General features: G+C 29.1%; 9 protein-coding genes. 6 read left to right on the forward strand and 3 right to left on the reverse strand.

Annotation, left to right across the window (positions count from 1 at the left end):
- Window positions 1–8: 8 nt before the first annotated feature.
- Both HY951_12145 and HY951_12150 read right to left on the reverse strand, forming a co-directional pair.
- Window positions 9–263, reverse strand: coding sequence for a Smr/MutS family protein (locus HY951_12145; GenBank protein ID MBI5540805.1), 255 nt, complete (start codon window positions 261–263; stop codon window positions 9–11).
- 9 nt (window positions 264–272) lie between these two features.
- Window positions 273–1,553: a hypothetical protein gene (locus HY951_12150; protein ID MBI5540806.1), complete on the reverse strand. Its 1,281-nt coding sequence runs from the start codon at window positions 1,551–1,553 to the stop codon at window positions 273–275.
- A 166-nt stretch (window positions 1,554–1,719) separates the two neighbouring features.
- Between HY951_12150 and HY951_12155 the strand changes: the two genes are divergently transcribed.
- From HY951_12155 to HY951_12165, 3 genes are read left to right on the forward strand one after another with little or no spacing between them, the layout of a single operon-like run.
- A complete protein-coding gene (locus HY951_12155; protein ID MBI5540807.1) occupies window positions 1,720–2,460 on the forward strand; it encodes a hypothetical protein in 741 nt (246 codons plus the stop codon).
- 1 nt (window position 2,461) lies between these two features.
- Window positions 2,462–3,517, forward strand: a complete 1,056-nt coding sequence (locus HY951_12160) for a VWA domain-containing protein (GenBank protein MBI5540808.1) — start codon at window positions 2,462–2,464, stop codon at window positions 3,515–3,517.
- Entirely contained in the window at window positions 3,507–6,701 is a 3,195-nt protein-coding gene (locus HY951_12165; protein MBI5540809.1) for a caspase family protein, read from the forward strand. The genes HY951_12160 and HY951_12165 overlap by 11 nt, the downstream gene beginning before the upstream one ends.
- A gap of 39 nt (window positions 6,702–6,740) precedes the next feature.
- Here the strand turns inward: HY951_12165 and HY951_12170 are convergent, their stop codons facing one another.
- Complete coding sequence (locus tag HY951_12170) at window positions 6,741–8,987, reverse strand: tetratricopeptide repeat protein (protein MBI5540810.1); 2,247 nt, start codon at window positions 8,985–8,987, stop codon at window positions 6,741–6,743.
- 211 nt (window positions 8,988–9,198) lie between these two features.
- Between HY951_12170 and HY951_12175 the strand changes: the two genes are divergently transcribed.
- The 3 genes from HY951_12175 to HY951_12185 are packed head-to-tail and all read left to right on the forward strand — an operon-like array spanning window position 9,199 to window position 14,157.
- Window positions 9,199–12,492 (forward strand): DUF2135 domain-containing protein, encoded by a 3,294-nt coding sequence (locus HY951_12175; GenBank protein ID MBI5540811.1) that lies wholly within the window; start codon window positions 9,199–9,201, stop codon window positions 12,490–12,492.
- Window positions 12,493–12,521: 29 nt separating this feature from the next.
- Complete coding sequence (locus tag HY951_12180; protein MBI5540812.1) at window positions 12,522–12,938, forward strand: hypothetical protein; 417 nt, start codon at window positions 12,522–12,524, stop codon at window positions 12,936–12,938.
- Complete coding sequence (locus HY951_12185; GenBank protein ID MBI5540813.1) at window positions 12,922–14,157, forward strand: peptidoglycan DD-metalloendopeptidase family protein; 1,236 nt, start codon at window positions 12,922–12,924, stop codon at window positions 14,155–14,157. Before HY951_12180 ends, HY951_12185 begins: the two co-directional genes overlap by 17 nt.
- Window positions 14,158–14,179: the final 22 nt, after the last annotated feature.

The raw sequence follows: 14,179 nt of genomic DNA on the forward strand, positions 1-14,179 counted from the left end.
TAGCAAAATCAAAATCTGAAATACACAAATATTCTCCCGAAGTTTTTACTGTCTTTTTCTAATCGGTGATAAAGTTTTTTTATTTCGGGTTGTTGTAAGAAACGAATAACTTTCTTTTTTAACTGACCACTTCCTTTACCGGGAATAATTTCAACAGTTTCTATTTTGCAATCTATTGCTTCCTGAATAATATCGTGCAAAAATTTATCAATATCTTTACTCTTATTGTATATTTCGTGAAGATCAAGCTTAAGTTTAGCCATCAAACACTATTATTTCTTAACAGCTTCTTTTATGTCAACTGCAATCACCTTAAGTTTTACTGGACTACTACCGGCATTTAGAATGCTAACTAAATCATCAGCTTCTTCTTTAGTGAAATTTCCTGAGATTGATGAGTTTCCACCTTTTATTTCCTGATTAACAATTGGAAAAGAATAAACATAATTGTCGAGTACAATTGCAATTTGTTTTCCAACATTGTCACGGGTTAATCTAGACCATATTTTAGCTCCCTCTGAATTCATTTTCATTGTAACTTCTGGACTGCCACTATAACCCATTTCTGTTTTAGCACTAGTAATTACACTTCCGTCTAATGGAGCACGCCCGTCACGATTTGAAACGCGAATACCTATTAACTGATATACTGTTGAGTTGTTATAAGGTTTTAATGACCACATAAAACGAATATTTGATGGAAATAATAATTTAATCTGTCTTAATTCAAGATATTTATTAACCTGTGCTGTATCTTTTGCGTCGGCAAGGCCAACAACTGCACCGGGGATTAACTTTTGCTGGTTATCAATATTAAGAAATAAAATAGACAATAATGGGTTTTCTGCACTGAACTTTTTATTTACTGAATCACTGCTTGATTTGATTTCATCTAAAAGTGAATTATCATTTTTTTCTTCTTCAATTATTGGTTTTTCAATACCTAAACCTAATTCAAATATTTTTTTATTTGCAGCATCGATATATTGATAAACTTCAGAATTATCATAGGTTTCCCAAAAACCAAGGCTTCCGGTAGATTGAAGTAAATTGGAAATTCTTTCTTTTTGAAATAACCCTGGAACTTCAACAAGTATAAGATTATATTCAAGTTGTTTAACATTAGCAGTCTGATCAGAAAATTTTTCCAATCTCTTAGTAACATTAGTCACTGTTTGCTCTATTCTCTTTTGTAGCTCTGATTTTAATACAGCTATAACCTGTTCATTTGTTGTAGTAAATGATATTTTATCTTTCAACTCAATTGATGCAAAATATGATGCTAACTGAATTGTAGGGTCAGTTTCTTGAATTGTTTTATTAAATACATCAAGAAATTCATCTAAACTATTATATTGACCACTACTTGTTTTTTGTAGGCAAAGATTAAATATTGAATCTTCCGGATTAACGCACATTTTCTTTAATAAATCTATATTATCAACTTCTAAATTTATTCTTATCCCACCAATCATCTCAACAGTTTTAACTTCGCTGTTGCAACCATATAAAGCCATTGCAAGCATTGATAATACAATTATTAGATTTTTCATTGTTATAGTTTATATTTTTCCAAATATAGAAAATTAATTTAATCAGGGTAATAACATCTAATATCTTTAAAAACATAAAATTTAATTGTTTGTAAATTTTTATTGACATATGTATATTTTAGTTTAAATTTGGTCATAAATTTTTTAATACAAAAAAATAGCAGAAATGATTAAGAAAATTATTTTTTCATTATTGATTTTTGTTATACTTTTTCAATTATCTGCTAACTCACAGCGATTAAATTTTGGATTTGGCTTTAATTTTCTGGGTTTTTATACTACACATTTTAAAGAAAATATTGTTTTTGCAGATCATTCTTATAAAGCATATTATGTAAATAAAACTCAGTTTTCAACAGCAGGAGCTTACCAATTTAATTTTTTAACAAATTTAGATTACGGGAGATCTACATTTACACTTGAGCTTGGGTATTTTGTAATGAATGATGGTTTAGTTACTAAGCTTTCATATCCTGTAGCAGGAAATAATTTTGAAAATTATTATTCAAAAATCTCATATGGTGGTTATTGTATAACACCAATAGTAAGTAATGTGTTTTCCTCACGCAGAATGTTTAAATTATATGCAGAAGCCGGTTTGCCATTTATGATTCTGAATAAAGCTCTTATGTCTGAAACTGTTTCATATGAATCAAGAAAGGGAGGTTCATTAACTTATTTGAAAGATAAAAATGAAATGATTAATGAATTTGGGATGACTCATGATTATTTTAACATATTAGTTGGAATAGGATTCAAATCATCAATGTTTTCAATTAGTTTACGTTATATTAATAAGATTAATAAAATTAATGATCCGGCAAATAATTTAGGTTATTTTACTTTAAATATGTCAGTATATACTAAGTTTTCTAAAATTAAAAAACATTATTTATATATTGAATAGTATGGCTAGGAAAATTGTAAATATTGTTATGGTTTTTCTGATTATATCAGTTTCTTCATGTAATAAAACAGAGCCAACTGATATTTTACCATACAGGTATGATGTTCCGGTTTTATATTCTGCAGAGAATACTAATTATCAATTAAGGGAAATAGATTTTAAACTTAAAATTGCTGTTCTTAGAGGTAATAATAAAACCGAAGCAGATATTGAGGAATATACCGGCATACCTGATACTTCATTTAAATTTACAGATTATGAGTTTAATAATGGTTGGGTAAGATTTTATCTGAACAGTGTTAGCTATTCTAATGATGTACCTACAACACCTTATTATACTTCAGTAATGTTAGATCAGAGTTCTTCTCCTGAATCATTTGATATAAACGATAAATATAATGAACGTTTTGAAGCAATTAACGGATATCTTAGAAAACTTAATGGAGATAATCAAGTATTGGTGTCTGGTTTTGCAAGAAATGGAAGTCTTTCAGGAAATATAGAATATTGTAACAACGAGCCAATTACTACATGGGATAAAACAACAGCAAAAAATTTACTCGATTTTACTCATAAGATTGGTGGTACCTCATGTTTGTTTGATGCTTTAAATTCAATGTTGGATAGGTTGATAACAGTAAATGCTGCAAATAAATCTATTGTTATTCTAATTATGAATAAGGATGACGGATCAAGTTCTTCAGATTTGGAAAGCGTTATTCAGAAAGCAAAAACAAATAACATAAAAATAAACCTTATATGGCTTATTGATAATTATGAGAATGTTGATTTTGTTACACTAACACAGTTGCCTTGTCGTACCGGTGGTTTTCTTATTTATATGGGAGATATTTATCAAGTATCAACAATTTTTTACGGACTGGACAAACTGCTCTCCAGAAAAGTAAATTATTATAATTTAGATGTTAAACTTGTAATAGATTCACCAAATTATTTCTTAGACAAGTATCGTAGCGGTGTTAAAATTTATTATCCTAACAGTAAATATTACGGTTGGAGTCATGTGCCATTTATGGTTTCGAAATATGGAAAATAGTAAATGGATATTATTGTTTTTATTGCTGTTGTTATTTAATAGCAGTTGGTGCCAGAAATCTGAATTGTCCGTTCAAACAGGTCATACATCGATGATTAAAGGACTTTCTTATTCACATGATGGAAAAATACTTGCCAGTGCAGATGGTCAGAATAATATTATTCTATGGGATATGGAAACCGGTTGCCAGATGGCAAAATTTTATTTTTCCGGTAAAAATAATTCTTATTCAAATATGTGTTTTAATGCTGATGATAATTTACTTATTGTTGGTACAACAGATGGAAAAATATTTGGATTTGATTTAATTACATCTGAAATAGTTTTGCAAACTGAAATAATAAATCCTATTAGTGTTATTTGTCCTTCTGAATCACCTGATTCAATTTTTGTTATTACTAATCAACTGTATTCATATAATCTTAAAAGTAAAAAATTAACAAAACTTAGTGAAAATTATATAGTAAATCTTTTTCTTTCTAAAAACAAGCAATATTTTGCTTTAGGTAATTTTGGCGAGTTGTATAGTATAGATAACAGTGTGCTGAAAAGAGAGTCGTTTTGTATTGTTAAACCCGAAATTCTGGAAGAAAGGCAAAAAAGATATGAAATTATTTCGGCCAGAATGGATCAGAAAATTAGTCAGACTACCAAACAGAAAAAAATAAGTAATTATCAGGCAAGAAAATATTATTCAGGCTCATTTATGACCAGATCTACTATATCCAGAGCAGTAATATCTGAAGCCGGTGACAGAATGTACCTGATTCAGATGGGAAGTCGAATAGCAGGATACTCAATTACAAGCAAAGAACGATTATTTGTCAGATCGGGGATGTATTTTGATGATTACTTTACTTCAATGGTATTATGCCCAGATAATAATTATTTATTGGCAGGTAATACTGATGGTAAAATTTATGTGATTAATAAGGAAAGTGGAAAGCTCGAGAAGTTATTAAAAGAACATAATTCAGAAGTAAATAGCTTAGCAATATCACCAAATGGTAAATTCTTTGCTTCGGCAAGCACTGACAGATCAATAATTATCTGGAATAGTTTAACATTAGAGCCTGTAAAAAGACTTTATTCAAGGGCTTTCCCAATTACTTCCCTTGATGTTTCGGAAGATGGTAGTAAGCTTGTAATTGGTGATGAGATTGGTTTTATTAAAAGTATTAATCTTAATGATGCACTTTTAGGAATTAAATTTATGAAACCTCACAATCAGGAAGTATATGTAATTTCATTTCTAAATAATGATTCATTAGTATTTAGCTCAGGTAAGGATAACAGAATAATAAAATCTAACATTAATCAGATGTCTGTTATTCAGAAAACTGCTTTTAAGAGACTGTTTAAATTGAACCTGTTTGCATTTAATATACTTGAAGCCATTGGTGTTTATATTCCTGAAAGAACTTATTTTAATAAATTTAATATAAAGACTGAAAATCATTTTGAAATAGTTGGAGGAAGATATGCTTTCGGAAATGCAAGAAAATATCATTCTATTGAATTTAATATTTCTTTTAATGGAAATAACCTAAAAAAAGAAAAAATAGAAAAACTAAGAAAAATTAAATATGCTGAAAATTCTACTTGTTTATATGATTCGGCTGCTTCAATAGAAAGTAAAATTGATTTTTATAACAAATTAAACGGACATGCAGATAAAATTACAGGATTTAAGACGATTAAAAATAAAAACCTTGTTGTTACATCCAGTCTGGATGCTACTATTAAAATATGGGATTTAAAATCTCATGCCCTTTTATTAACCTTAATTCCAATTGATAAAAATAAACTGATAAAATTAACTGCCGAAAATTATTATATGGCTCCTAAGTCAGCACTTACTGCTATTGGCTTCAAGTATGGCAAAGAGTTTTATCCTCCCGAGCAATTTGATGTCAGATTTAACCGACCAGACAAAGTGTTGTCTGTACTTGGCAACTCTGATCCTGAGTTATTACGGGCATATGAAATAGCATACAATAAAAGAATTAAAAAGCTTAATTTTAATGATGAAATGCTGAGTGATGAATTTCATGTGCCAACTGTTACAATTACTAATGTTAGCGAAGAGAACGGAACTAATTCTTCAATTATTAAAGTTAATCTCTCAGTTAATGATACAAAGTATAATCTTAACAGAATAAATATTTTCAATAATGATATTCCGGTATTTGGTACAAGTGGTATAGAATTAAAAGATAAAAATACCGGTCAGTTTAATTCAACTGTTGAAATTCCTCTAATTCCTGGTAAAAATAAAATTCAGGTTTCAGGTTTAAACGAAAAAGGAGCTGAATCACTAAAGAAAACTATTGAAATAATAAGAGCCGAATCTAACGAGAAACCAAATTTGTATATTGTTTCTATTGGAGTATCAAAGTATACAGACAAACGATTTGATTTAAATTATGCAGCAAAAGATGCAAAAGATGTTGCTAAATTGTTTTCAGAATCAAAAATGAATTATGGAAGTGTAATATGTAAAACTTTAACAGATTCTGAGGTAACAAAAGATAATATAGAGAAGTTGAAAGATTTTTTAAAACAGTCAAAGCCAAATGATGTGGTAATAGTGTTTATTGCAGGTCATGGTATGCTCGACGAGCAGTTTAATTACTATTTTGGAACAAGTGATATTGATTTTAATAATCCTTCGTTAAAAGGAATTGAATATGCTGAAATCGAGAATTTGCTAGATGGTATACCTGCAATGAAAAAAATACTTTTTATGGATACCTGTCATTCCGGTGAAGCAGATAAAGAAGATCTTGAATTAACTTCTCAAACTGTTGTTGAAACAGGAAATGTGAAGTTCAGAAACGCAGGGGCAGGAGTTAGGAATAAAAAAGCATTTGGTATGTATAATACCAGTGAAATGATGAAGGATGTTTTTGCTGATATTCGTAAAGGTACTGGATCTACCATTGTTTCATCAGCAGGTGCAGCAGAGTTTGCATTTGAAGGAAAGGACTGGAGTAATGGATTATTTACATATTGTTTAATTAAAGGCATAAAAGATAATGCTGCTGATTTAAATCGCGATAAAAAAATAGTAATTTCCGAGTTACAGGATTACATTCGAATGAAAGTTACAGAATTATCAAATGGTATGCAGGTTCCAAATGCACGTCTAGAAAATTTAAGTATGGATTTTAGGGTTTGGTAAATGCTTAATAAATGTAAATAATACGTAATTTAATTAAACTTAAAATTTTATTCCCATAACAGTAATATCATCTGTTTGTTGATAGGTTGTGTTTTTAGCATTTCTCCAGTTTTCAATAGCTTTATCCAGCAGTTCTCCTTGTTCTTTTAGGGGTTTATTACAGTTAGTTTGTAATAATTGCTTAAGTTGTTTAGAGTAAAATTTCTTTCCTGATTCTCCGCCAAACTGATCACTATATCCGTCTGATGCTAGATATATTGTATCACCCTGTTCAAGTTTTATAATGTGATTTGTGAAAGATTTCATGTTAATATAAATAGAAACAGGCATTTTGTCTGGTTTTATTTCTTTAAGCTCATTTGTTTTACTGGAAATAATGTATAAAGGACTATTTGCACCTGAATATTGTAATGTATGTGTAATTGTATCATAAGCAATAATAGAGATGTCCATTCCGTCTTTTTGTTCACCAATTATACCTTTTTGCTGGAGCGAATTTACAACGTGATTTCTTAACTCATTTAATACATGGTCAGCCTGTTTCATATTTTCTTTTGCAATGATTTCATTTAAAAATGAAACTCCAAGCATGCTCATAAATGCTCCGGGTACACCATGTCCTGTGCAGTCTGCTACTGCTGCAATTATTATATTATTGCGTTTTGCAACATAATAAAAGTCACCGCTAACTATGTCCTTAGGCTTAAAAAGAATAAAATAATCCTTTAGTAGATTACCCATAAAATCAGGTGAAGGCAATACAGCTTTTTGAATCTTTTCAGCGTAATGAATACTATCAGTTAATTCACTGTAAATATTTTCAATTTGTTTTTTCTGTAATGATACTAAGTCTCGCTGTGCTTCAATTTCATCGCGTTGGGTAATAATTTCTTCAATTTGTTGATTTAGAATTACATTTTTTTCGTCAACAACCAATTTCTGATTTTCAATAATTAATTTTTGTTTGCGGGATATACGTAATCTATGAACAATAAATATTGCAAAAATAACAACTAGCAATAATCCTCCGATTATAAATAAAATTGTTATTCTTTGTTTTTCGCCATGTTCCTTTTGAATAAATAACTCCGATAGATTTAATTCTTGTTCCTTATTAAGTTTATCAATTATTAACTGCTTTTTCTCACTCTCAAATCTTTTTTCTGCATCGGCTACAGATTTTGTTTTTTCCTCTTTAAACATGCTGTCTTTTGTGGCAATATATATTTCTGCATACTCAAGACTTTTTTCAAAATTATTTAGCTTTTTATATGCCGACATAAGTGTAAAAGCAGTAGGGTTTTCAAGAGGTATGGCATTAATTTCATGTGCTATTTCAATTGCTTTTAAACCGTATCTTACAGCCGAAACCAGATGTTCATTTCTTTTGTTTTCTTTATTGTTATAAATTGAATCTGCTATGAATACATGTAGCTGGGCTATATTAGCATTTACCATTGCAATTCCATATTTGTCTTCAAATTCTTCTTTTATTTTTAATGATTTTATATAATAATTAAGAACCAGATTGTATTCACCCTGAAGTAAAAGAATATTTCCAATATTATTATAACATTTTGACATAGCTTTTTTATCTCCGAGTTTTTCGGCAATTTTTAATGATTTAAAATAGCAATCTGTTGCTTTATCGTTTAGCCCTTGATCAAAATATACATTCCCGATATTTACATAGCATCCCGAAATTTGTTGTGTATTATCGAGTTCTTCATGAATTTTTAAAGCCTTTAAGAAATAATTTAATGCGTTACCGAAGTTTCCCTGATCATACTGAATATTTCCCAAAGGAACGTAACATTGAGTCATTCCGTTCTTACAATCAATAATATGCTGCTCACTATCGTTAAAAGTAATAAGCTCATCATAAATTTTCAGTGATTTTAAAACAAATTGTATTGCTTTATCAAAAGCTCCTTGTTCATAATAAATTATACCTATATATCTGAGTGAATTTGCTTTTAGTTTTAGGTACCTGATTTTAAGAGAAGTTTTATTTTTACTTAATTCTAAAATATTTTTATTTGCAAGTTTAATGGCTTTTTGATAATAAAAAATCGCAGAATCAGGATTTTTTCTTTCAAAATAATATCCAATTTCTTCATTTAATAAAGAGATTCTTATTGAATCCTGGCTGGCATTTTTATAAAGAATATTTAAAGAATCAAGTATGTGGTCTTGTCGGGATGTTTTAATACTTGATTGTCCAAACACATTATTAACACTTAAAATAATAAGCGTTAAAATAAGTATATGTCTGGCAGAATTCATATTTTCTTTTTACCAAATATAATGTTTTTTATGAAAAATAATTCTATATTATGTCATATAAGAGATATTAAAAATCACACTTGGTGTTGCAAGACATAAATAAAATTTAAAAAGTGACAGTTAATTAGTTTGGAACAATCAAACTCAAAACTTTATATTTTGAATAATTTAGAGTAATTTATTTCTAAAAAAGTCGTTAATAAAAATTAATATGAATAAATTAGTTATATATTTATTAATTAAAGAATATTTTATGAATAAAGCATTTTGTCTTATTTTGTCAGTCCTGCTTTTAACACAGTGTATAAACGCACAGGTAACAAAAGATGATGTGACTGCAAGTGGTTTTTCTGAAACATTATTATTTGTTAAGGATAATTCACCTGTAAATATTCAGGATTTAGGAATAGATGTTAAGGTAATAGGTAATATTGCAGTAACAACTTTCGAAATTACATTTGCAAATCCAAACAACAGAGTACTTGAAGGTGAGCTTAATTTTCCTTTAGGTGAAGGTCAGACTGTAACAAGGTTTGCTATGGATATTAATGGTGTTTTGCGTGAAGCTGTTCCTGTCGAAAAAGAAAAAGGGCAATATGTTTTTGAAGATGTTATTCGCCAAAAAGTAGATCCAGGATTACTTGAGAAAACAAAGGGTAATAATTATAAAGCACGTGTATATCCGATACCTGCAAATGGAACAAAACGTATATTAATATCTTACGAACAGGAATTAAAACCTGTAAATGGTGGCTATTTATATTTACTTCCATTAGGGTTTAATAAACCAATAGGAAAGTTTTTAGTAAATATTGAGGTACTAAAACAATCTATAGCACCCGTTATTGAGAAAAATGAATTAGAGAATTTTTCATTTCAGAAATGGAACGATTCATATAAGGCAAGTGTTATAAAAGAAAATTTTATAGCATCAGGTCCAATTGCATTTACTGTTCCCGGTGAATCAGGTTCATTAATAACGTTTGCTGAATCAGGAATGAAATCAATAAATCAGAAATATTTTTATGCTAGTATTAAGCCTGAAATTATTAAAAGAGACAAAAAATTACCAATTGATATTTGCCTTTTTTGGGATGCTTCTTCTTCAAATAAATATATTAAATATGATAGAATATTTGAGGTTTTGGATGGATATTTTAAGAAAATTGGTAATACTAAAATTAAGTTTGTAACATTTAGTAACGAAATTCAATCTGAAAAGGAATTTCAGGTTATTGCAGGTAATTGGGATGAGCTAAAATCTGTAATTACTAAATTAAATTATGATGGTGGGACTCAATTAGGGTGCTTAAATCTTAAAAAATATAATAGTGAAGAATTTATTTTAATTAGTGATGGTATTTCAACTTTTGGCGATAAAGAAATTAAAACTTCAACTGTTCCTGTAATTGTTATAAATGAGAATCAGTCGGCGGATCATTCATATTTAAAATTTATTGCTTCTTCAACCGGTGGAGTATATCTTAATTTGCTTAAATATAATACAGAACAGGCATTGAGTGCAATGTTAAATCAACCCTTTCAATTTATTTCTGCAACATTTAATTCTAATGAAATTGAAGAAGTTTATCCTTCAATACTAACACCTGTTAATGATGATTTTTCCATTTCGGGACTAATAAAAAGTACAACAGCAACAGTTACTTTAAATTTTGGTTTTGGAAACGAAATTGTAAAATCAGTTCCTGTTACTTTAAATATAAATAACACTCAACCTTCAAGTGGTATTGCAGAAAGAATGTGGGCAGTGAAAAAAATAAACGAACTTGATATTCTTTATGATAAAAATAAAGCTGCTATTTCAGAAGTTGGAAAAAAGTATAGTATTGTTACAAGAAATACCTCGCTTATTATTCTTGATAATCTTGAAGATTATATAAAATATAAAATTGAGCCACCAACAGATTTACTGAAGGATTACATTGCTACCATTGATAGATCAAAGGAAGAAATAATTGAAAAGCAAAAAAAACAAATTGAAATTGTTGTTAATGGTTTTAATCAAAAGAAAGAATGGTGGAACAGAGAGTATAATCCGGCAACTATTGCAAATACTGCATGGATAACTCAAAAGGGCGATAATATTGGAGTAACAGGGGGAGTTATAACCGGCACATTATATTCTGCAATGGATAATAATCCTATATCAAATGCTACAATTGAAATTGGTAACACCGGAAATGGAATAGTAACTGATAATGAGGGAAAATTTTCACTCGTATTGCCGGCAGGAAGTAATACTATAACATGTAAAGCAAATGAATATGTATCACAAATTGTAAAAGTAAATTCAAATATTCTGTATATATGGCTTAAAGAGAAATCAATTGCACAGACACAAAAAAATGTAAGATTTACTGCACCTGTTGTCGCTGATACGATGTATATTGAAGATGCAGAGTCATCAGAAATTGTTCAAAATGAGGAACGACTTCAATTTTTTTCAGTACAGGAAAATATTACAGAAACTAACGGAATTAGTGGAAATGGAAACGGAAATTCTAATGCAAATATGAATACAAGTAATATTTTGCGAAAAAATAAATCTGATGTTAAAAGTAGCATTAAAATGGCAGCATGGAATCCTCAAACGCCTTATTTGACTAAAATAAAAGCTGCTTTACCTGATAATATGTATAATGTATATATTGTTTTGAAAAATGAATATGGTAATGCTCCATCATTTTATATTGATGTAGCCGATTATTTTTTCGAGAAAGGAAGAAATAAAGAAGGACTAAGAATATTGTCAAACCTGGCTGAACTTGAAATGCAAAATCATCAGACTTTAAGAGTTTTGGCACATCGTTTAGAGCAATTAAAAAAGTACAATCTAGCAATCTCAGTATTTGAAGAAATATTGAAGATAAGAAGAGAAGAGCCTCAATCATTTCGCGATTTGGGATTAGTATATGCACAAGATGGACAATATCAACGTGCAATTGATACTTTGTATAATGTTGTAATAACAGAATGGAATACCCGTTTCCCTGAAGTAGGAGTTATCGTGGCAAATGAAATAAATGCAATTATTAATGAAGCAGCTAATAAAAACATTTTACTTAATACTGATAAAATAGATAAAAGGCTATTAGCTGAAATGCCTGTTGATATTAGAGTTGTTCTTAATTGGGATTCCGATAATTGTGATATTGATTTATGGGTTACAGATCCAAGAAATGAGAAATGTTATTATTCTTATAACTTAACCAGAACAGGTGGCACTATTTCCAAAGATTTTACAGGTGGATACGGACCTGAGGAATTTCAGATTAAAAATGCTTTAAATGGAAAATATCTTGTTCAGGCAAATTATTATGGCACCAGAACTCAGACAATAACAGGCCCTACAACAATTCAATTGGAGGTGTACACGCATTATATGAATAAAACTCAGAAGAAAGAAACTGTAACACTTAGGTTGACTCAGAATAAAGAAGTAATTAAGATAGCAGATGTATTATTTGATAGAAATATAAAATAAGTATTTTGAATGTATTAATTATGTAAGTAATGAATGATATATTTGCCTTTGTTTATAGTATTCTTGAGGGTATGTCAAAAATTACCGGATTAAGTTATAAAGAAATAAATATTATTGTTTATTATATTGTTGTACCTTTTGTTTATTTATCTTTATTTGATAAGCTTTTAAAAAATCATTTCTTAAAAATAGGGTTTAGTATTGCTGTTATTTTATTTTTGATATTTGTTAAAGATTTCAGTCTTTTTTCAAATGATTTATTTGATAAATCTGTAAGGTTTTTACAGTGGTTTGAAATAATTGGATGGAATTATATTGTAGCATCTGTAATTATTTGTGTTGTAGTTCCATTTTTGATTTTCGCATTACTCTTGTACTTTGTTTATGAATCAAATATTAATTCATTTTTTAATAAATTTAGAAACAATAATGAAATTAAATATTAATATGAAGTCATATCTGTATGATATTGTACTTGTTGTTATATTTATATCTTGTGGTTTTAATGAACCCGGTAAGTCAAATGCCATAAAGAATTTAATTAATGATAATGTGCCAGAATTATCCACTGTTGATAATATCTTGGATACTTTAATTGCGGATGGTTTTGATTTTCCTGTTGGAAATGTTGATGGTAAAGGAAAGTATACATCCATAGCTGATGGAAAAGTTTACGATTCATGGTATATAGCTACAAAATTTGCCGAAAACTATAGTTTAGGAGTTCATCCCGGAATTGATTTAAATGGAACCGGAGGTGGTAACACAGATCAGGGACAACCTGTGTATACTATTGGTAAAGGTGTTGTTATAGATTCTGAGAACTTTGGTTCTCCATGGGGTAATGTTGTTTTAATTAAGCATTATTATCTCGAAAACGGAAAAATTATAAGTTGTTTTTCACTTTATGCACATCTGGAGGAAATTTTTGTTTCTAAAGGTGATGTGGTTAAAAAACGGACAAAAATAGGAACCATAGGAACTGGAGGGGGGAGTTATCCGGCACATCTTCATCTCGAAATCAGAAAAGATAAAATGAAAGATTATGAAACTACTTTCTGGCCTGGTTCAAATTCAAAAAATACAGAATGGGTAAAAGAATACTACGAAGCTCCTGATGAATTTATCAATTCACACAGAGTATTAACTTGTCCATATAAAGAAGATAGAATTATAGTTGCAGTAAAAAATAAATACAAACTATTTTATTACGAAAAAGGTGAACTTAAAAATGAATATGTAATTGCCCTAAGCCAAAATCCAAATGGACCAAAGGAGAAAGAAGGTGATTTAAAAATGCCCGAAGGTGAGTATTTTATTTTTGGAAAACAGAAAGGTCCGTTTTATGGTGACTTTTCAGAGTATCTTGGAAATGAGTTGTTACGAATTAGTTATCCAAATACATTTGATGCTGAAAAAGCTTATAGCAATGGAAATATAACAAAAGAAATAAGAGATAAAATAACATCTGCAAATAAAAAACAAATTGCACCACCACAAAGTACATTTTTAGGTGGTGGAATTGTTATACATGGCTGGTTTGGAGACTGGATAGCAGATGGTAATCAAAACCTTACATGGGGTTGTATTAGTATGCACAATTCTGATTTGGAAAAATTCTACGATATAGTTCAATTAAAAACTAAAATAATTATTTTACCATAATACTAGATAGTTATGAAAAAAC

The sequence above is a fragment of the Bacteroidia bacterium genome (genome assembly GCA_016218155.1).
Classification (GTDB): Bacteria; Bacteroidota; Bacteroidia; order Bacteroidales; family GWA2-32-17; genus GWA2-32-17.

Excerpts from the sequence above, each read along its gene's own strand:
- HY951_12145 (MBI5540805.1), bottom strand. The coding sequence starts at position 263 with ATGGCTAAACTTAAGCTTGATCTTCACGAAATATACAATAAGAGTAAA.
- HY951_12150 (MBI5540806.1), bottom strand. The coding sequence starts at position 1,553 with ATGAAAAATCTAATAATTGTATTATCAATGCTTGCAATGGCTTTATAT.
- HY951_12155 (MBI5540807.1), top strand. The coding sequence starts at position 1,720 with ATGATTAAGAAAATTATTTTTTCATTATTGATTTTTGTTATACTTTTT.
- HY951_12160 (MBI5540808.1), top strand. The coding sequence starts at position 2,462 with ATGGCTAGGAAAATTGTAAATATTGTTATGGTTTTTCTGATTATATCA.
- HY951_12165 (MBI5540809.1), top strand. The coding sequence starts at position 3,507 with ATGGAAAATAGTAAATGGATATTATTGTTTTTATTGCTGTTGTTATTT.
- HY951_12170 (MBI5540810.1), bottom strand. The coding sequence starts at position 8,987 with ATGAATTCTGCCAGACATATACTTATTTTAACGCTTATTATTTTAAGT.
- HY951_12175 (MBI5540811.1), top strand. The coding sequence starts at position 9,199 with ATGAATAAATTAGTTATATATTTATTAATTAAAGAATATTTTATGAAT.
- HY951_12180 (MBI5540812.1), top strand. The coding sequence starts at position 12,522 with ATGAATGATATATTTGCCTTTGTTTATAGTATTCTTGAGGGTATGTCA.
- HY951_12185 (MBI5540813.1), top strand. The coding sequence starts at position 12,922 with ATGAAATTAAATATTAATATGAAGTCATATCTGTATGATATTGTACTT.